The 20,006-nt window shown below is 39.0% G+C and carries 16 protein-coding genes and 1 pseudogene; 5 read left to right on the top strand and 12 right to left on the bottom strand.

Annotated elements, in window-relative coordinates; translation table 11 throughout:
- Positions 1–15: 15 nt before the first annotated feature.
- From treB to glyA, 4 genes are all read right to left on the bottom strand, one after another.
- Positions 16–1,437, bottom strand: a complete 1,422-nt coding sequence (treB, locus tag C5471_RS15220; RefSeq protein ID WP_133814972.1) for a PTS trehalose transporter subunit IIBC — start codon at positions 1,435–1,437, stop codon at positions 16–18.
- Between the two features lie 146 nt (positions 1,438–1,583).
- Positions 1,584–2,531: a trehalose operon repressor TreR gene (gene treR / locus C5471_RS15225; protein WP_133814971.1), complete on the bottom strand. Its 948-nt coding sequence runs from the start codon at positions 2,529–2,531 to the stop codon at positions 1,584–1,586.
- 76 nt (positions 2,532–2,607) lie between these two features.
- Positions 2,608–3,753: a 3-phenylpropionate MFS transporter gene (locus C5471_RS15230; RefSeq protein ID WP_133814970.1), complete on the bottom strand. Its 1,146-nt coding sequence runs from the start codon at positions 3,751–3,753 to the stop codon at positions 2,608–2,610.
- Between the two features lie 168 nt (positions 3,754–3,921).
- A complete protein-coding gene (glyA, locus tag C5471_RS15235) occupies positions 3,922–5,175 on the bottom strand; it encodes a serine hydroxymethyltransferase (RefSeq protein WP_133814969.1) in 1,254 nt (417 codons plus the stop codon).
- A 363-nt stretch (positions 5,176–5,538) separates the two neighbouring features.
- On the opposite strand from glyA, the pseudogene hmpA reads away from it, so the two are divergent.
- The 5 genes and pseudogenes from hmpA to C5471_RS15260 all read left to right on the top strand — a co-directional run.
- Positions 5,539–6,732, top strand: a pseudogene (hmpA, locus tag C5471_RS15240) (NO-inducible flavohemoprotein); the annotation flags it as partial.
- A 693-nt stretch (positions 6,733–7,425) separates the two neighbouring features.
- On the top strand, positions 7,426–8,337 hold the full coding sequence (locus C5471_RS15245) for a PLP-dependent cysteine synthase family protein (protein WP_133814967.1): 912 nt from the start codon (positions 7,426–7,428) through the stop codon (positions 8,335–8,337).
- A gap of 17 nt (positions 8,338–8,354) precedes the next feature.
- Positions 8,355–9,635 carry an FAD/NAD(P)-binding protein gene (locus tag C5471_RS15250; protein ID WP_133814966.1) on the top strand — a complete coding sequence of 427 codons (1,281 nt, stop codon included), beginning with the start codon at positions 8,355–8,357 and terminating at the stop codon, positions 9,633–9,635.
- Positions 9,613–10,860 (top strand): propionate CoA-transferase, encoded by a 1,248-nt coding sequence (locus C5471_RS15255; protein WP_133814965.1) that lies wholly within the window; start codon positions 9,613–9,615, stop codon positions 10,858–10,860. The genes C5471_RS15250 and C5471_RS15255 overlap by 23 nt, the downstream gene beginning before the upstream one ends.
- A gap of 1 nt (position 10,861) precedes the next feature.
- Positions 10,862–11,488 (top strand): LysE family translocator, encoded by a 627-nt coding sequence (locus C5471_RS15260; protein ID WP_133814964.1) that lies wholly within the window; start codon positions 10,862–10,864, stop codon positions 11,486–11,488.
- A gap of 2,309 nt (positions 11,489–13,797) precedes the next feature.
- On the opposite strand, the gene C5471_RS15265 is transcribed toward C5471_RS15260, so the two are convergent.
- The 8 genes from C5471_RS15265 to C5471_RS15305 all read right to left on the bottom strand — a co-directional run.
- Entirely contained in the window at positions 13,798–14,697 is a 900-nt protein-coding gene (locus C5471_RS15265) for an IS982 family transposase (protein ID WP_166296073.1), read from the bottom strand.
- Between the two features lie 902 nt (positions 14,698–15,599).
- Positions 15,600–15,926: a hypothetical protein gene (locus C5471_RS15270; RefSeq protein ID WP_242688720.1), complete on the bottom strand. Its 327-nt coding sequence runs from the start codon at positions 15,924–15,926 to the stop codon at positions 15,600–15,602.
- Between the two features lie 31 nt (positions 15,927–15,957).
- Positions 15,958–16,185 carry a hypothetical protein gene (locus C5471_RS15275; RefSeq protein WP_133814963.1) on the bottom strand — a complete coding sequence of 76 codons (228 nt, stop codon included), beginning with the start codon at positions 16,183–16,185 and terminating at the stop codon, positions 15,958–15,960.
- The gene (locus C5471_RS15280) at positions 16,186–16,983 is read right to left on the bottom strand and encodes a TNT domain-containing protein (RefSeq protein WP_133814962.1); all 798 of its coding nucleotides are present in this window, start codon (positions 16,981–16,983) and stop codon (positions 16,186–16,188) included.
- A gap of 211 nt (positions 16,984–17,194) precedes the next feature.
- Positions 17,195–17,527 (bottom strand): Imm45 family immunity protein, encoded by a 333-nt coding sequence (gene imm45, locus C5471_RS15285; RefSeq protein WP_236637435.1) that lies wholly within the window; start codon positions 17,525–17,527, stop codon positions 17,195–17,197.
- A 1-nt stretch (position 17,528) separates the two neighbouring features.
- Entirely contained in the window at positions 17,529–18,329 is an 801-nt protein-coding gene (locus tag C5471_RS24440; protein WP_166650300.1) for a colicin E3/pyocin S6 family cytotoxin, read from the bottom strand.
- 30 nt (positions 18,330–18,359) lie between these two features.
- Complete coding sequence (locus C5471_RS15300; protein ID WP_110086564.1) at positions 18,360–18,833, bottom strand: hypothetical protein; 474 nt, start codon at positions 18,831–18,833, stop codon at positions 18,360–18,362.
- 1 nt (position 18,834) lies between these two features.
- A partial coding sequence (locus C5471_RS15305; protein ID WP_166296076.1) for a VENN motif pre-toxin domain-containing protein occupies positions 18,835–20,006 on the bottom strand: 1,172 nt, incomplete at its 5' end.

Genomic DNA, 20,006 nt, shown 5'->3' on the forward strand with positions numbered 1-20,006 from the left:
GAAGATTTAACAGAATTATTCAACAGCTAACATACCGCTCATACTCTTCTTTCGATAAACAACCGTAGTCAGTATCAACGGAACAATGACGGCTACGAGCATAGCTAATGCGTAGATTGCCCAAAATTGCGGTTTGATCGAAAGGATACCGGGCAAGCCACCAACACCAATACCGTTTGCCAACACACCACTTAATCCACAGATCAACCCGGCCAAACCTGAACCAACCATGGCACAGAGCATAGGGAATCGATATTTGATGTTAATACCATACATTGCCGGCTCAGTGACGCCTAAATAGGCAGAGATAGCGGCGGGTACAGACAATTCACGTTCATTATGCTTTTTGCTGACCAAGATAATGCCCACAACCGCTGACCCCTGAGCAATATTGGATAGTGCAATAATCGGCCAGATCGGTGTCCCACCGATACTTTGAACCATCTGCATATCAATAGCTAATGTAGTTTGATGTATACCCGTGATAACCAAAGGCGCATAAAAGAATCCGAATAAAGCTGCACCGACAGGCGCAAAACTTCCCGTCATCAACGCCTTAACAACCCAAGCGACTCCGTCGCCAATTAACCGGCCAAACGGCCCAATAAGGCTATGTGCTAAAAAGGTTGCCAATATTAACGAAACTACCGGAACAACCACCAAATAAAGATAACTAGGAACCACCTTCTTTAACTGAATTTCAATCCACCCCAACGTAATACCCGCCAAAAGTGACGGAATAACCTGCGCCTGATAACCGACTTTACTGATCGTGAACAGGCCAAAATTCCATATTTCAGGGATCTGTTGCCCTAATTGATAAGCATTCATAAGTTGCGGAGATACCAAGGTTATTCCCAATATAATTCCTAATATTGGGGTTCCTCCCATTGTTCTGACCGCTGACCAACAAATACCCACCGGCAGATAGAAGAATATTGCCTCTCCTAACAACCATAAAAAATCATATATTGTTTTCCAAATAGGATATATTTGAGCTAAAGTTTTACCGTCACTAAAAGGAATATCACCAATAATATTACGGAAACCCAGAATAAGACCGCCACTAATTAATGCTGGCAGGAGAGGAAAAAAGATTTCGGCAAATTGCGAAATGATACGCTCTTGCCATTTCATGTTTTTTTTCTCAGCCTGTTTTATCTCTTTTTTACTTAATTCAGTTTGATCAAGATAGCTGTTTAAAACCTGATAATAATCACCGACATTCGTGCCTATCACTACCTGGAACTGCCCTGCATTGGTAAAACAACCTTTAACCATTGGCAGATTTTTTATTTCATCCGGCAGGGCTTTAGTCGGCTCAACCAAAGAAAATCTCAATCGGGTAATACAATGCGTTACACTGGCTATATTTTTACAACCACCGATTAACGTAATTAGTTTTTCTATGTCTTTATAATTTATTTTATTTTTCATAATAGCCAGTCATCATTAAGTTAGTATCAGTTACTATGTCATGCTTAGTAAGATAATTTCATCCTAATATCATTTAGTTATGCTTGTCATGGGAACGTTCCCAAAAATGCGTTAATGATCACATTGAATCAACAATATTCTTATTTTTAAGCCAACTTACTCGAAATGATTACTTGCTGTTTAGGATATTTTTGCCTTATTTGAGCTATTAATTGACCAGCTGCATATTTACCCGCTTCACCATAACCCAAATCCACAGAAAGCGTGTCAGGGTACAAAAAGTTCAGCAAAGGAGTACTACCAATGCTGCCTATTTGTATATCTTCCCGGTTATTTTGTTGTAAATATTTATATGCACCTAATGCCAAGCTATCGGTTGCACAGATTAAGGCCGTCGTTTCCTTTTTTAATACCTTGTTGACATGCTGAAAACCACTCTGATAGCTTAAATCACATTGAATGGAAAGCGGGTGTAACGCCTTCTGTTCACAACAATTCAAATAGGATTGATGACGACGAAAACCTGTCGTGGCATCACAATCGCGTACACCAAGAAAACTGATCTCTCTGTGACCTTGCTGATAAAATTCATCCATCAATAGACGAACAGCACCAACATCGTCATAACATACAGAAGAAAAATCAGTATATTCGCGCGCAAATACCACTATTTTGTCACGCCAGGGCAAAAGGGATTCTTCCGGCAACCCGGTGAAACCAAACAAAATAACACCATCTGCATGACGTAATGCCAGCTGACGCAAATGTTCCTGCAAAAGCTGAGGATCAAAATTACTTTCCATGATAATGGGGTCATAACCATGCTGATAAAACAGCGGTAACATCGTACTTATTGATAAATTTTCCGAAAAAGACCCCAACCGAGACACAATTAACGCAATAATTTTGTCACTTTTCACTCGCATCGCTCTTGCTGATTTAGAGGGAATAAAGTTATTTTGATGAATAATCGTTTCAACTCTTTCACGTACTTGTGGGCTAACGCTATTTTCGTTGTTTAATACCCGCGAGACGGTTGATTTACTGACATTAGCCAGACGTGCAATATCTTTTATTGTTAATTTATTCGACATGATATCTCATGAAAACATTATTATTAGAAGTATCCAGTTTCTTACAAAAATATCATAAGAAACTGAATTCATGTGGTTAATAATGATGAGCTTTAACCTGTGGTCGCAGGAAAATAGCAGGAAAAGCAACGAAGGCCATTACCCAGAAAATACCGCTGTGCAGATAATCATACATAAATCCTGCAATTACCGTCATAACAGCGATACCGCCCCCCATTGCCAGTGCAGAATAAGCCGCCTGCAAACGAACAATTTCGCCTTCCTTTCTTGCGCTGATAAAACGCATGGCTGCCAAATGGCAGACAGTAAACGTACCACAATGCAAGATTTGAATGATAATCAACACCGGTAATGTCGTGAATGAGCCCATCAATCCCCAACGAACAACACCGCATATACCGGAAAGCAGCAGAAGATTACGGGCATTCCAGCGCCGAAATAATTTATTACTCAACGTAAAAATAACCACCTCAGCCACTACCCCCAATGACCAGAGATAACCCACTATCGAGGAGGAATAACCCGCTTTTTCCCAGTAAATTGCACTGAAACTGTAATATCCCGCATGAGCGCCCTGTAATAAAGCCACGCATAGCAGGAACCGGCATACCGATTTTTCAGACAATAACTGTTTAAATGACACAATATCCACTTTAGCGGATTTGGCTTCACCCACAGGCATGATGGAGGGTTTAAGCAATGTCGCCAACAGCGTTGACAAGACACTGAACAGCATGGTTATCAGAATAGCCTGATGTCCCCAGACAGAAATCAATTCCCCGGTCAGCGCCGAACTGATAATAAAGGCAATTGAACCCCAAACCCGTATTTTGCCGTAATCAAAGGGAAATTGCTTTTGCCATGTTCCCGCCAGCGCATCACTCAATGGCATCATCGGCGAAAAAAACAGGTTGAAACCAATCATGATAAACAGCAGCCATGCCCAGTGATTTCCCAATGTAAAGCCAACAACGGCAATCAGGGTCAGCAATGCCAATGTACGCAGAGCGAAAATAAGTTTTGCGGGATCTTTAACGGTAGGCGCAATTAATAAACTCCCCAGGAAACGAGAAACCAAACCGGCACCCAATAAAATCCCCATCATATCGGGTTTTATTCCCTCACCCTGGAGCCAGACAGCCCAGAAAGGCAAAAATATCCCGTAAGAAAAGAAATACGTGAAATAATCTAATGCCAGCCAACGTGTCGACTGAATAACCATTCATCCTCCCTGGTTAAAAATGCCAAAAACCTGCTCAAAACCAAACTGATTAACTTAAGAAATTAAGATATCAGGGACTATGCCAAGATAGACATTCCTCTAATATCTCGCTTAAGCAAACAATGTTAGCTGGAGCAGGTTTTTATAATTACTGATTAAAATTATAATTTATGCGTAAACCGGATATTTTGCACAAATAGCCAGAACTTTTTGCTTAGTCGCTTCAATGATCGCCTCATCATTGATGTTGTCCAATACGTCGCACATCCAGCCAGCCAATTCACGAGCTTCTGCTTGTTTGAAACCACGGCGGGTAATCGCCGGCGTACCGATACGCACACCAGAAGTCACAAATGGGCTCTTCGGATCATTGGGTACACTGTTTTTATTTACCGTGATATTGGCACGGCCCAGTGCAGCATCGGCATCTTTACCCGTGATATTTTTATCAACCAGATCCAACAGGAACAGATGGTTCTCAGTACCACCGGAAACCACTTTGTAGCCACGTTTCAGGAAGACTTCAACCATGGCTTTAGCGTTATCAGCAACCTGATGTTGATAGGCTTTGAATTCCGGCTCCATTGCTTCTTTCAGTGCAACCGCTTTACCGGCAATAACATGCATCAGAGGTCCACCCTGACAACCTGGGAATACAGAAGAATTCAGTTTCTTATACAGCTCTTCATCACCCCCTTTCGCCAGGATCAAACCACCACGTGGACCCGCCAGTGTTTTATGCGTGGTAGTCGTCACAATGTGAGCATGAGGAACCGGGTTAGGATAAACGCCTGCGGCGATCAGGCCGGCGACGTGTGCCATATCAACGAACAAATAAGCACCAATGCTGTCTGCAATTTCACGCATTTTTGCCCAATCAACAACACCGGAGTAAGCAGAAAAACCACCGATAATCATTTTCGGCTGGTGTTTTTGAGCTTGTGCCGCGATATCGTCATAATCAATTTTACCGCTTTCATCAATACCGTAAGGTACGATGTTATATAACTTACCAGAGAAGTTAACTGGAGAGCCGTGAGTCAAATGACCGCCATGTGCCAGATTCATCCCCAACACAGTATCACCCGGTTGCAGCAAAGCCATATAAACCGCCGCATTCGCCTGAGACCCCGAGTGTGGCTGAACGTTGGCATAATCAGCACCGAATAACTCTTTAGCACGATCAATCGCCAGTTGCTCAACAACGTCTACATATTCACAACCGCCGTAGTAACGTTTACCCGGATAACCTTCAGCATATTTGTTAGTGAGCTGGGAGCCTTGTGCCTGCATGACTCTTGGACTGGTATAGTTTTCAGAGGCAATCAACTCGATATGTTCTTCCTGACGAACAACTTCTTGTTCCATCGCCTGCCATAGTTCGGGATCATAATTAGCAATATTCATTTCACGCTTTAACATTGGGTTCTCCAGACTCAGCTAACTTCTCTTCAAACAACACCCCAAAGGGCAGAATGGCACACAGTGTAAACCCTTTTCACTGAATGAGATAGTCTTGACAAAATATTTTACGCAAACGATTGCATGCCAATGACAGCAAGGCATCGGTTTTCTCATAGGTATAACGAAAACTCCCTGCATTTTCCCTCGTTATCGGAATTTGTGACCTCGGTCATCCCCTGCCTTAGTATAAATATCTCCCAAGAATATTTTTTCACCATAAAGACCACATTTTATATTTACAAGATCCTCAAAAAATTATAAGTTGTATTTAAATTACATGTTATAAATTTCATTATCACTTGAAAGAAATTCAGGAGCTTCACCATGCTGGATAGTCAAATCATTGCAACTGTCAAATCAACTATTCCACTGCTTTCCGCCACTGGCCCGAAACTAACTGCCCATTTCTATGAGCGGATGTTCAAACATAATCCTGAGCTGAAGGATATTTTTAATATGAGCAATCAACTCAATGGCGATCAGCGTGAAGCCTTGTTCAATGCTATCTGCGCCTATGCAGCCAACATTGATAATTTGGCAATACTGTTGCCGGCAGTTGAAAAAATCGCGCATAAACACGCCAGCCTGAATATTCAACCAGAGCATTATCAGATTGTCGGCTCTCACTTGCTGGCAACGTTAGATGAAATGTTCCAGCCGGGAAATGAAGTGCTGGACGCCTGGGGAAAAGCGTACGGTGTGCTGGCTGATGTTTTTATCAATCGTGAAGAGCAGATTTATCATCATGACGAATCAGTCGATGGCGGTTGGCGTGGTTTACGCCCATTCCGTATCAACCGGAAACAGGTAAAAAGTGATGTGATTTGCAGCTTTGAATTTGTGCCACAAGATGGCGGGAAAGTGATGGATTATAAACCCGGTCAGTACCTGAGCATTTATCTGGAAGACAGCAGTTTTGATAACCGCGAAATTCGCCAGTATTCACTGACAGCGGCACCAAATGGTTCGAGCTACCGAATTGCTATCAAACGTGAGCCACAAGGAACAGTTTCCAACCATATGCATGATAAAATGCAAGAAGGCGATATTGTCTGGCTGGCCGCTCCACGCGGGGATTTCTTTCTTGATATTCAACCAGAGACACCGGTTACTCTGATTTCTGCCGGTGTCGGCCTGACACCCATGATGAGTATGCTGCATCACCTCCACCAGAAAAATCACAACAGCCAGATTAACTGGTTACATGCGGCGGAACACGGGGGTCATCATGCGTTTACCAATGAAGTGACCACTATTGCGCAGGCAATGCCGAATCTTAACAGCACAATCTGGTATCGTGAACCAAGAGATGAAGACCAGCAAGGCGTCCATTATCAACACAAAGGTTTTATGGATATGGCGGTGCTGAATGACGCACTGAAAACGGCAGGAATGCATTTCTATTTCTGTGGCCCGATTCCCTTTATGCAATATGTAGCAAAACAACTATTAGATATGGGAATTGATAAGCAATATATTCACTATGAATGCTTCGGTCCGCATAAAGTGATTTAAATTTTTAGTTTAACTGAGTTTGTTTATCATGGAGCCCGTCCCATTGGACGTCAGCTCCATTGATTTTAAAACATATTCAGCCATTGAGACAATATTATCACACACATTAATCATGACGCTTAATTTTAAAATATTAATTTCCTTAATGTAAATTAATATAGCCAACCTGAAAATAATTGATTTATATTATTGTATTTCTAAACAATCATTTAATTATCCATATCATTCATTATCGTTGATTAATCTATTGGTGTAAATAACTACATTAAAAATATAGATATAAATATTTTCTCAATTGTTTTTTATTTAAATATAATTTTGTTATATCGTTCTGGTAATGGATGTATTAATTGCAAGTGATTGATGGATTGAGAAATCGCGTGGTGCTTGGTTTTTTGTGATCTTGTTAGTATTTTTGTTATTTTTCTCTTAGAAAATTATTTAATGTTTGTTATATATTAAAAGGTTTAAATTTTATTTATTTGAAATGGCAGTTAGAAAAATACAAATTGCATTAACTAATAGATACGGCTTGAAATGATATAATTCCACATTTTAAATGTATGTGATTATATCATTTGTTTGAATTACTTTTAATGAATATCAATGAGATAGGAGGTTTTTTATTCTAAAGTGTACATTTTAGTAATCTATATAAGTTTATATAATTTAGATCTAAAGGGGAGAAATTAAATGTTATTACATGATGTAGTTGGAAATACACCAATTATAAAGTTGGAAAAGATCTCAAAAGATTTGTATGCAGATATTTATGTTAAATTAGAATTTCTTAATCCTTGGGGTTCTATTAAAGATAGAGCAGCCAAGTCAATGCTTGAATCAGCTATAAAAAATGGGCAGATAGATTCACAAACTACGATTGTTGAAGCGACAACAGGTAATACTGGTATCTCTCTTGCCGGAATATGTGCGTCTATGGGACTAAAGCTTATTATTGTGATGCCAGAATATGTTTCTGAAGAGCGTAAAAAGTTATTAACTCTATTAGGAGCAAAAATTATTCTCACGCCAAGTGGTGAAAACTATGCTGGAGCGGTAAAAAAAGCACAAATGCTCTCAAAAAAGGCTAACTATTTTCTTATCGACCAAGGGAATAATATTAATAATCCTCAAGCACATTATCAAACTGGCAATGAAATTATCAATTTTTTTGATGGTACTCCAGATATATTTATCGCAGGTATTGGGACTGGTGGGCATTGTAATGGTATAGGAAATACGCTTAAAAAATATCGATCGGATACATATATCGTTGCAATTGAACCTAAAAGTGCTGCTGTTTTAAGCCAGACGACTCCTTTAGGTGAGATCAACTCTAACCATGGCATACTGGGAATTGGCCCTGGAATAATCGCTAATACTGTGGATCGGAATATTATTGACGAAGTGTATATTATTGATGAAAACTCTGCTTTCCAAACTACTAGAAAGATTATAGAAAGTGAAGGGTTGTTAATAGGTATTTCGTCTGGTGCTTCTTTGCATTGTGCTATTGAATTGGCGAATAGGGAAGAAAATAAAGGAAAAAAAATACTAACAATAGCTGCTAGTCAAACAGAAAGATACCTTTCGGTGGGGATCTGAATGGAGTTATTATAATTATGAATATAGGAATTATAGGTAGTGGAGCAGGTTGCATTTCAATACTTAAACATTTATTACAATATAAATGTCAGCTTAGTTCCATTCTGATATTTTCAAAAGATCATAGCCAAGTCGGATTTGCATATAAAGATGTTCCAGAAGTTTTTATAATGAATACTCGATTAGATTCTCTTACCCAATTTAATGATGTGGTAGGTATAACTGATTGGTTGGCTGCTAAGGAATACAATTATTGTGATAACGATTATCTGCCGAGGCGAATTTATGGCGCTTATCTACAAGATGTGAAATCTAACTTAATCGATCAGTTGAAAAAAACAGGTATTGTTGTACACACTTACGGAAAAGCAGATTATTTAGATGAAGATGGTAATATCATATGCAATGGCACCTGTTTTAAAACTGATGCGAGTGTGTTAGCTATCGGTTTTGGAAAAGATATTTTAAATGACCACTTATTTGATAGAATAACAAATTCACCATACGGTGGAACAATTGATGTATACGGTTCAGGTCTGACGTCTATTGACATTTTACTTTATATTTATACATATAGGCCAGATTTGAAGATGCAATGTTATTCACTATCAGGCCGATTTCCCAGAGTGAGGGGGAAATTCAAGGCAGGTGGTGCATCGATTTTTGATGACTACAATGTAACTATTCCTTCTTTTAATAGTATAATACAGCTGTTCAAATCTTTGGTCACGAAAGATATTGAGAAAGATATATTGTTTAATCCTCTGTGTGCGTTAAAAGATGAAGTCGAATATTGTTCAGCTTATACACCCGTTTGGCAAGAAAGGTTATATAATGGAACAATGAATTATCTTGATGTCTACCAAAAATTGGGCCGGGATGATCAAATTCTTTTACATAATATTAGACATCAGTTTATTGAAACCAGAGCGATGTTTCCATTAGTAAATGCGCGTAAACTAGCGATATTAATTGATGATGGACAACTGTCTATTTCATCTCGACGTTATGATCCTACCACTGTTAATAAAAATTCAATTTTAGCATTCAATCCAATAATGGATTTGGAAATTATTCAAATGAGTCGCTTACCGATGCATTCCATTAGTGGAGTTGACGTTGATAGAAATTGCAAAGTCAATGATAAAAGAAACATCTATGTACTTGGCCCAATGACAAATGGATCACGTTTCTTCACAGAAGCAACTTCGCTTACCGTCAGAGATGCAAAACTGATAGTCGATGCTTTGATTATCTCAAAAGAAGGACAGACCCATGAACTTGTCAGATATTGCTAGATTTAAAAAGCTTTTAAAAGGAGTTTCAACCATTGATATTGTCTCTTTTGGTAGCGCAATTTCCCCCGAATATTTAATTAATTTAATTTGTAATGCTAGTTGGAATGGTCGATACAATGAAAAATTTGGATTCATTGGAGCATCACTACCAGGTAATGGTTGGCATGGCGGTTTTAACTCACTGCTTCTTGGTCACCATGTGGATTGGGTTGTAGGCGGTTTTTTCGGAACTGTTAATCATATTAACTCGGCGCTAGGCGAAAATAGTGTCGAGGTACACAACATACCGCAAGGAGTGGCGAGTTGCTTGCTTTCTAGCGAAGAGCGGAAATTGCTGACCACCATAGGTAAAAATACCTTTATTGACCCAGATAACAACGGCTCATTGATTAATAATGATTACTCAGCAGAAAAATTATCTATAGTGGAGTCATTAGGTGAACAACTATGCTATTCACTGCCAGAGAGTGATTTGGTTTTATTAAGAGGATCAGGATTTACGCCGGATGGAAACATTGTTTTAGAGACAGAGCCTATAGATCTTGATATAGAACAATGCATAAAATCTGCTCGGTTGAGGAAAGCGAGAATCGCTATCCAGCTACCGGATAAAGTGATTAGACATTACAGTAGTTTTTGCTATAGGAATTTATTTGATGAGGTATTTATTGCACCCTCATCGTTGCATTGTATCTCTTATTTGCCAAACAGGTATCATCACTATTGTGGAAATCTATCGCGAACATGCCTGGTGTCGGAGAGCATTTCATATCAGTTAGCTGCAAGGATTAGTAATGGTGAAAAACTGATTGTGGGTATTGGCCTTCCAGTTCCAGCAATTAATCATATAAAACGTAGAGAGGAAGACAAAACGTTTACGGCGTATATTGAATCCGGTGTTGAAGGAGAAATTATCTACGATGGCGAGGGATTTGGTATATGCAAAAATGGCAGAAAAGTTTTCTCTCAGGCAGCTATGTTTAAAAGTATATGGAACGGAGACATAGACCATGCTGTACTGGGTATCGGGGAAATTGACAAGGATGGCAATGTGAATGTGTCTCATCTCGGTGGTAAGTTCTATGGTGTAGGAGGTTTCATCGATATTAGTCAATCGATTAATAAAATTTCATTTTGTTTTAGAAAAAAAACAGCACTGGATCGACTGTCTCATATTAGTTTCCGTGCCGATGATGAAAAAGATGTTGAATATTTAGTGGGGTAACATGAGTAGTGAACAAGGATTTATAATTAGTTTCTGCACTATCTTATTAGTAGGTATTGCTAGCCCTGGACCAGGTTTCTTGGTCACGATGAAAAATGCGGTTACGTATTCAAAATCTGTAGCCATGATGAGTGTGGTAGGTATTGCAACAGCCAATTCATTATTCACAACTTTAGCGTTAAGTGGGTTTACTTTCATTTTGAAAGAACCAGTAATACTTTCTACTCTCTATATATTAGGAGGAACATACCTGCTTTATTTAGCTTATCGGTTATTTCGAATAAAACCAATGGGCGATATTAAGTTGAACACATTATCTGATAAGCGAGACTGTACATTTAGGTCTGGGTTTATATTACAACTATATAATCCTAAAGCAATTTTGCTCATTAGTAGCGCTGTATCAGTTAGCATACCACAGGATATCAATATAAGTATTTCAGTGATTATGATCTCAATGACCTTCATCATTAGTTTTTTGTGGTACGGAGGGATAGTCATGATTATAAATTATCAAAAAATTCGTGATTATTTACTGCTTAAAATTCACCTGGTTAATAAATTGTCTTCGCTGATCATATTTTTTATGGCTATGAAAATTTATTATTCTGCGATGCACTTAATATAAGTTTTGATAATTAATGATATAGATAAAACGAATCTGTATTTAAATCACAGCTGCGACACTCATGAATAAGGGGATAGGGTAAGCAATTTAGAGGTAAAATTTTTGATCTGATTTCAGGGGATTTGTTATAGTGCTGGACGGTAGCGGACAACATGTGTTTTTCCCGCTACCGTCAGCAAACAAGTCGCTTTGTGGGGCTACAGATAAAATGAGAATGGTTGAATTAATGATTTGATTTGAAACTAATGATTTTACAAAAACACCGGACATTGGGATAAATAAGATTTCAAAAGAGTAGATCACTGGAGGGAACTCAGTCCGATTTTGACGATCTGATCAATCGTCACAAATCACCAAACGAACAGCGTTATGCCTATCATAGCATCGATACTCCGATGGGGTAAAAATGGGTGTATCACTATTATAAAAACCTATTTGACCGGTTATCGGAAATCGTTTTTTACTCAATGGATTTAATTGTTATAAAGTTTTAACCGTTGTTTTTACCCTTTTTAACATTTACTTTTTATTAAGTTTAAGCATCCTCGGATATTGTTTTTTACGTTTAATGAATGCTAATTATATTCATTTTTTATCTTTTCTGATGTTGTTAAATAACTGGGAGAAAGCGCTTTAATATCCGTTTATTCAGGCAATGTTATTTTACGTGCGATTTCTTTTCAACTTTGGATTTAATGGGTATAAAGTTTTAACCGTTGTTTTTACTCCTTTTAATACCTGATTTTTGTTAAATTTAATCATCATTGGATATCGTGTTTTATGTTTAACGAAGGCGGATTATATTCACTTTTTATCTTTTTTGATGCTGTTAAATAACTGGCGAGAAAGCGCTTTAATATCCGTTTATTCGGGTAATGTTATTTTACGTGCGATTTCTTTTCAACTTTGGATTTAATTAGCATAAAGTTTTAACCGTTGTTTTTATCTCTTTTAACACCTGCTTTTTATTAAGTTTAATCATCATTAGATATCGTGTTTTATGTTTAACGAAGGCGGATTATATTCATTTTTTATCTTTTCTGATGTTGTTAAATAACTGCTGGGAGAGCGCTTTAATATCCGTTTATTCGGGCAATGTTATTTTATGTGCGATTTCTTTTCAACTTTGGATTTAATTAGCATAAAGTTTTAACCGTTGCTTTTATCTCTTTTAACACCTGTTTTTTGTTAAGTTTAATCATCATCGGATATCGTGTTTTATGTTTAACGAACGTGGATTATATTCATTTTTTATCTTTTCTGATGTTGTTAAATAACTGGGAGAAAACGCTTTAATATCCGTTTATTCAGGCAATGTTATTTTACGTGCGATTTCTTTTCAACTTTTGATTTAATTAGCATAAAGTTTTAACCGTTGTTTTTATCTCTTTTAACACCTGTTTTTTATTAAGTTTAATCATCATCGGATATCGTGTTTTATGTTTAACGAACGTGTATTATATTCATTTTTTATCTTTTCTGATGTTGTTAAATAACTGGCGAGAAAGCGCTTTAATATCCGTTTATTCGGGTAATGTTATTTTGTGTGCGATTTCTTTTCAACTTTTGATTTAATTAGCATAAAGTTTTAACCGTTGTTTTTATCTCTTTTAACACTTGATTTTTGTTAAGTTTAATCATCATTAGATATCGTGTTTTATGTTTAACGAAGGCGGATTATATTCACTTTTTATCTTTTCTGACACGGTTAAATAACTGGCGAAAAAGCGCTTTAATATCCGTTTATTCGGGTGATGTTATTTTACATACGATTTCTTTTCAACTTTGGATTTAATTAGCATAAAGTTTTAACCGTTGCTTTTATCTCTTTTAACACCTGTTTTTTGTTAAGTTTAATCATCATTGGATATCGTGTTTTATGTTTAACGAACGTGGATTATATTCATTTTTTATCTTTTCTGATGTTGTTAAATAACTGGGAGAAAACGCTTTAATATCCGTTTATTCAGGCAATGTTATTTTACGTGCGATTTCTTTTCAACTTTGGATTTAATTAGCGTAAAGTTTTAACCGTTGTTTTTATCTCTTTTAACACCTGTTTTTTGTTAAGTTTAATCATCATCGGATATCGTGTTTTATGTTTAACGAACGTGGATTATATTCATTTTTTATCTTTTCTGATGTTGTTAAATAACTGGGAGAAAGCGCTTTAATATCCGTTTATTCAGGCAATGTTATTTTACGTGCGATTTCTTTTCAACTTTGGATTTAATTAGCATAAAGTTTTAACCGTTGCTTTTATCTCTTTTAACACCTGTTTTTTGTTAAGTTTAACGCGATGCTCGACTTTAACATCCTATAACGTTGGCTTGTTGAAGCCAGTCGCGTTGACTTTTACCTTGTTGAAAATTGGCAAAAATACCTAACGTGTGAGAAAGCAGTTTTCTGGCAATTCGATTACTCAAATGCCACAAATCCCGTGCCCAGCACTTCTCGATAGCAAATTGGCCAGCGAGTTGACCAATCACGGTTTCAATTAAACGGCGTTTGGCGTTAATGACCCTTCTCGTTTTTCTGGGGATGGGATCATCCATATTGGCCCGCACAGGGGTAATCATTTCAATACCCTCCGCCTTCATTTCTTGTTTAAACTCAATGCCTAAATAGCCTTTATCACCCAGCAAACAGCCTTTTATCGAGCCGATCACATCCCAGGTTGCTTCACGCTCACTGACATTGGCCGGCGTCAGTGTAAATCCGGTTACCACGCCGATTTCGTCTATCATGAGATGTCCTTTGAAGCCGTGATAAGTTTCGTTTTTGGCGGCGCAGTACCCATAATCGGCTTGTCCTTTGAAGTTGGCACAGCCTTTTGCTCTTTTGAATCCACAGACGGGCAGCGGAAATCCGTCGATAATATGGACTGGCCTGTCGAACGCGCCCAATAACCTCGCCAGTTTTTCTTGCAGTTGTTGTTTAACAACCCAAAGATTCGAAATCTGTTTAGCGAAATTGGCGCGTGAACCTAGCCCCGGAAACCACTCGCGCCAGTGGTCATTAAAGTACGTCCAAATGCTTTTATCGGTTGAAAATCCTAAAAATTCCCCCACGACTTCCATCGTGATGGCTTCGGCATCGCTCAGTTTAGGCGGAAATCCCCGACTTCTGAATCGCATACCTCGCTGTAACTGCGTTAAATTGTCATCTACCCAACAAAACACCCAAATGATAAAATCTTGCTGTGACATAGCCTTTTGTTCCTTTATTTCTCTATTTTTGACGACTTAAAGTTATAAAGGAGCGGCTATGTCATTTCAACTCATCATTAAAGTCGAGCATCGCGTTAAGTTTAATCATCATCGGATAATCGTGTTTTATGTTTAACGAACGTGGATTATATTCACTTTTTATCTTTTTTGATGCTGTTAAATAACTGGCGAGAAAGCGCTTTAATATCCGTTTATTCGGGTAATGTTATTTTACATGCGATTTCTTTTCAACTTTGGATTTAATTAGTATAAAGTTTTAACCGTTGTTTTTATCTCTTTTAACACCTGTTTTTTGTTAAGTTTAATCATCATTGGATATCGTGTTTTATGTTTAACGAACGTGGATTATACTCATTTTTTATCTTTTCTGATGTTGTTAAATAACTGGCGAGAAAGCGCTTTAATATCCGTTTATTCGGGCAATATTATTTTACGTGTGATTTCTTTTCAACTTTTGATTTAATTAGCATAAAGTTTTAACCGTTGTTTTTATCTCTTTTAACACCTGTTTTTTATTAAGTTTAATCATCATCGGATATCGTGTTTTATGTTTAACGAACGTGTATTATATTCATTTTTTATCTTTTCTGATGTTGTTAAATAACTGGCGAGAAAGCGCTTTAATATCCGTTTATTCGGGTAATGTTATTTTACGTGCGATTTCTTTTCAACTTTGGATTTAATGGTTAATGATTTTCGATTAAATACTATTAATGGTGGCGGATTCACATGATAAGTGCAACATCGTTAATCTGGAAGTAAACAAGTTCGTATTCCTTTAGCAACTCCAAGAGCTGCTGAAATCCCCACTTGACCCGTAATCTGCACGATTTCCTGGGTCGTTTCGTCTGAGCCGCCGGTGACTTGGGCACGATGGAGCACTAAATTCCGTGATGCGTCAATATTCGACATCGCACCGCGTAAATCTGCCCATTCCCGCACTTCTGCCGGTGTGAGGGAATCCAGTCCCTTTTTTCTTGAATTTCACCTATTCGTGCGCTGTAATCACCTTGCAATGCCCTCAGCTCTTTGGCAACCGCAACGCACTGGTCTGCTCCTGAACAAGTTGCTATCCGCGCCTGAACCTTGTCATATTCCTGCCGATATTTATCCCTGACAGTCGCACGACAACTGGTATCACCCTGACAATTAACCAGTTCCTCACTGCGTGATTGATTCTTCTCCACACTTAGGTGATTATTGTCCACAACAACTCAGGTGATTGATCTGGGATTCATTTTAAGACAACCACTTTTTAAATTGTTCAAGTATAAATCCATAGGCATCTTCTTTTGTTGTAAATGAAGCAAGCATATAAGGGGAGTCTCTTTCTACATAGCAAACACACCACATATTTTCTTTCTGCACTACACATGTACAGTCATTATTTTGCAATCCATCTAAGGAATAACTACTTTCATCTACACCCAATAGAGTTAGCTGTTCAATCAATTCTTCACGCGTCATTTATTTATCCACCTTTTTCATATATTCGTTATCTAAATACCACTGAACTGGTTTCGGTAATTCATACTGAGTTCCCGTCCCTTTTTGTCCAAACCAAGGCAAAATATTAGATTTAGGAACATCAGGAATGGGTTTGATGATTTTATATTGAAAATAGGGTTTAGTCGTTTCATAAGAGGGAGGCAAAGCTCTTTCTGAAAATGGTACTCCAGCAGGTGAAACGAAATTTCCTCCAGGGTGTCCATATCTATCAATAATTTTACCAGTTGGTAGTGTCACTTTCTCAACAGGGCCATAAGCTCCCCGATTTGGCGGCCAAATTCCTAATGATTCCTGAACAGAGCCCTCTGCTTTACTGTATTGTCCGAAGTTCGATGATTCTCTGGCAACCTGACTAGTAGTAACATTTTCTTTGACACGATTTGCTACCGTCTTAGCCACAGTAGCCTCTGCCGCTGTTTTGCCTACACCGATCACACCAGCAGCACCTACACCACCCGGCGTTAATGCTTCTGCGACCTGAATACCTGCATTATTTAGACAAATTGTTGGCGCAGCTTTACACCCTTCCAGTACAGCTCGTGCCATTGCAGCAATTTCAGGTGTGGCGGCCACAATCTGGGCACCACCGGCTACTGCCATTCCTCCCGCAGAGACAATTAGGTTTCCATCAGCTATACCTTTAGCAATATTAGCCTTGCACGTCGTATCGCAGTCCGGTGTTTTACTTAACCAGAATCCAAGATCCGAGCCGGCTGCTGCGCCAAGGGCATTATTATCCGCAACAACGCATTCCATTGCGAATCTGACTGGCGGACTCTGATTTTCCCAATGTACTCAGTCAGTTACAACCGATTTTCCTCGGTTCGATTCGATGCCCGGCCCACAATGCCCTGACACGACTTTTCAGCCTGATAAGCCATTTTGCTCCGGCGTAATCAACTACACCTTAAATGGTCAGATGGTTGTCCAACATTTACAGTGTAGTTCACGAAGCCAAGGTTTATATTCAGGCAACTGGAGTTGCTATATATCGTTCGAGTACATAGACGTCACTGACATCACATTCTGGGTAAATCCATTTTGCCCAGTTATCTATAATCCATTGGGTGCTTAATCCCCTTGTTTCAATTAAACTACATTCCGCTGGTAGTTTTACCAATATCAACCCAGCCTTATGTCCAGAAGTGACAATCAATCCATAAGGGCGTTCAGTATTTGATAAATCAACTACCATAAAATCTACAAATTCCTCATAAGGCCATTGTGCTGGTAAGCGAAAAACATTTCCGTGCCTTAAAACATGATCCTGAATATCTATTAACTTCATTATATTTTCCATACTATTTAACCTTTAAATCATGACTACCTGACTTATCAATACTGTTATCTATGGGCCTCATCCCCATATCAACCTCACCTTGATGTTTACCTGTCTTGGGATGTACTTGTTCGAAACGACCATGTTGAGTATCCAATGCATAAAGATAACCATCTTTCCCTTTATAAACATCCCGATTATTTAGTTTAGTTAACCGATTATCTTTAATCATTCCATTTGATGAAATAACTTGGGCTGCCATTTGCTTGACTTGAGCTACACGTTCTCCTGGAGGGAGATTGTGTAAACTCTCTTCGAAGTGATTGACTTGTTGTCCATTTGGAAGTTTATCGGTATTTCCACTCTTTTCTTTTACTCCCTTCGCGCCAACCTTACTAATTCCACCGGCCACTCCCGCAGACGCAGCAATTCCCGTCTGCCCCATAATCTTCACGATTTCCTGGGTGGTTTCTTCTGAGCCTCCGGTGACTTGGGCACGATGGAGTACTAAATTCCGTGATGCATCAATATTCGACATCGCACCGCGTAAATCTGCCCATTCCCGCACTTCTGCCGGCGTGAGGGAATCCAGTCCCTGCATTCTGGCTTTTTCCTGAATTTCGCTTATTCGTGCTCTGTAATCACCTTGCAATGACCGCAGCTCTTTGGCAACGGCAACGCACTGGTCAGCCCCTGAACATGTTGCTATCCGCTCCTGAACCTTGTCATACTCCTGCCGATATTTATCCCTAACGGCAGAACGGCAACTGGTATCACCCTGACAATTAACCAGTTCCTCACTGCGCGATTGGTTCTTCTCCACACTGAGGTAGTTGTTGTCTACTTATCTGAATCAGACTTTATTATAAGTAATTTCATCCGTGGTTATTAAGACTGCTTGAATACTTGAATCAAGATTATCTTCATTTAACCATGAAGCGCCTTCTCTTCTTAAATGAAATTTGATTGTCGGCAATAGCGTTTCATCATCCAGAGATATAATAAAATTCAAATTATCAGCATGGTCTTTATTCCATTTATTAATTACGGAATTACTAAAAACAATTGAATATTCAAAGTGTTTTTCATTTACATAATCCTCCATATGAATAGAATTTACAAAACACTCAAAAGCAATTTCATCCTCAAAATTACTAGGTGAATTAGATTGACAATATGAAAGTAATTTTTTGGACAAAAAACACCCATCCATTTCAACAAAACCCTGAGTAACTATCTCATTGAGCTCCGATGAAAGGCTTATTTCCTCTATATCATCCCAATGTACCATTCCAAGTTGAACACTCATTAATTTATTGATTAACATATCATTTTTCCCCTAAATACTTTTTCATGCCTTTTTCAATAGAATTTTTAAAAGCAGGATCATTCAACTTGTCATTTACGCTTTTAGGTGCTCCAGGGAAAGTTTGTGTAATAGGGTCATAATAATATTTATTATTATTGCTATCTTGATAGTGTATCTGACCTGCTCTTTTTCCTGGTGCAGGGTTTTCAACATCTATTCTCTCTTTTCCTTTTCCCATCCATAAGGTTTTACTTGGAACAGTTGGACCATTAATTCCAAGCATCGCCCCATCTTTATTTAAGGTGTAATCAGGCTTAGGTTTTATATTTCCTTTAGTTGCCTTACTCACCCCACCCAGCGCACTTAACGCCACACCTGCAATAATATCTGCCTGAACCTGATCAAGACCATATTTCGCCATGATCTGCTCAGACACTTTATTACTGGCAATCACACCATCGGCATCCATCTGGTGCGCCCAAGTCGCTGTCAGGTCATAAACCATTTTGATCGGGATATCTTCACCCATCGCACGATCAATAGCCTGTTTCACTGCCATGCTATCGGCCAGTACACCACCGTATTTCTGCTGGCAAATCGCCGGACTGCTTGCACAGTCGCTGATAAGCTGTTGCTGTTGGGCAGTACTTAACTCTTCATACTTTTTAATTACCCTGCCGCAGTCACCACCATTAACCTGACAGGATTTCATTTCAGCGGACCAGTCATCTATCTGCTTACTGCTCAGATAGTTATTCTCAATCGCATTCTTCCCAGCCTGGGCCCCGGTGAGGGCACTTGCACTGGAATCACCCGCTATCCCACCTGCCAGCCCTGCCGCCAGGGTAGAAAGGGTGCTGATAGTTTGCTTCTGCTCCTCCGTCAACTCACTGACTTTCGCTTCTTTGCCGTAAAGCTGCTTTATCAGTACCTGCGCCGCCAGCTCTCCCGAAGCCGCACCGGCTGCACCCGACAGGGCATGATTACCGCTTACCTCCGCCGCCACCGCACCTAAAATCGCATGGGCCAGCGTATTGGTCGCAATATCCACTTTACCGGTTTGGGGGTCAGTGGTCAGTCCTTTAATCACTCCCGCCAAATACGGTGACGCGCCGCCTGCCAGCGCCTGACCGAGGTTATTCCCCGCCAGCCCCTGAATCGCTGCCGTAGCCGCTTGTAGGGCTTTCTGAT

The sequence above is a fragment of the Photorhabdus tasmaniensis genome, assembly GCF_011189505.1.
Taxonomy (GTDB): domain Bacteria; phylum Pseudomonadota; class Gammaproteobacteria; order Enterobacterales; family Enterobacteriaceae; genus Photorhabdus; species Photorhabdus tasmaniensis.

Coding starts and splice junctions, on each gene's coding strand:
- treB (WP_133814972.1), bottom strand. CDS start 1,437: ATGAAAAATAAAATAAATTATAAAGACATAGAAAAACTAATTACGTTA.
- treR (WP_133814971.1), bottom strand. CDS start 2,531: ATGTCGAATAAATTAACAATAAAAGATATTGCACGTCTGGCTAATGTC.
- C5471_RS15230 (WP_133814970.1), bottom strand. CDS start 3,753: ATGGTTATTCAGTCGACACGTTGGCTGGCATTAGATTATTTCACGTAT.
- glyA (WP_133814969.1), bottom strand. CDS start 5,175: ATGTTAAAGCGTGAAATGAATATTGCTAATTATGATCCCGAACTATGG.
- C5471_RS15245 (WP_133814967.1), top strand. CDS start 7,426: ATGTTATTACATGATGTAGTTGGAAATACACCAATTATAAAGTTGGAA.
- C5471_RS15250 (WP_133814966.1), top strand. CDS start 8,355: ATGAATATAGGAATTATAGGTAGTGGAGCAGGTTGCATTTCAATACTT.
- C5471_RS15255 (WP_133814965.1), top strand. CDS start 9,613: ATGAACTTGTCAGATATTGCTAGATTTAAAAAGCTTTTAAAAGGAGTT.
- C5471_RS15260 (WP_133814964.1), top strand. CDS start 10,862: ATGAGTAGTGAACAAGGATTTATAATTAGTTTCTGCACTATCTTATTA.
- C5471_RS15265 (WP_166296073.1), bottom strand. CDS start 14,697: ATGTCACAGCAAGATTTTATCATTTGGGTGTTTTGTTGGGTAGATGAC.
- C5471_RS15275 (WP_133814963.1), bottom strand. CDS start 16,185: ATGACGCGTGAAGAATTGATTGAACAGCTAACTCTATTGGGTGTAGAT.
- C5471_RS15280 (WP_133814962.1), bottom strand. CDS start 16,983: ATGGAATGCGTTGTTGCGGATAATAATGCCCTTGGCGCAGCAGCCGGC.
- imm45 (WP_236637435.1), bottom strand. CDS start 17,527: ATGGAAAATATAATGAAGTTAATAGATATTCAGGATCATGTTTTAAGG.
- C5471_RS15300 (WP_110086564.1), bottom strand. CDS start 18,833: ATGTTAATCAATAAATTAATGAGTGTTCAACTTGGAATGGTACATTGG.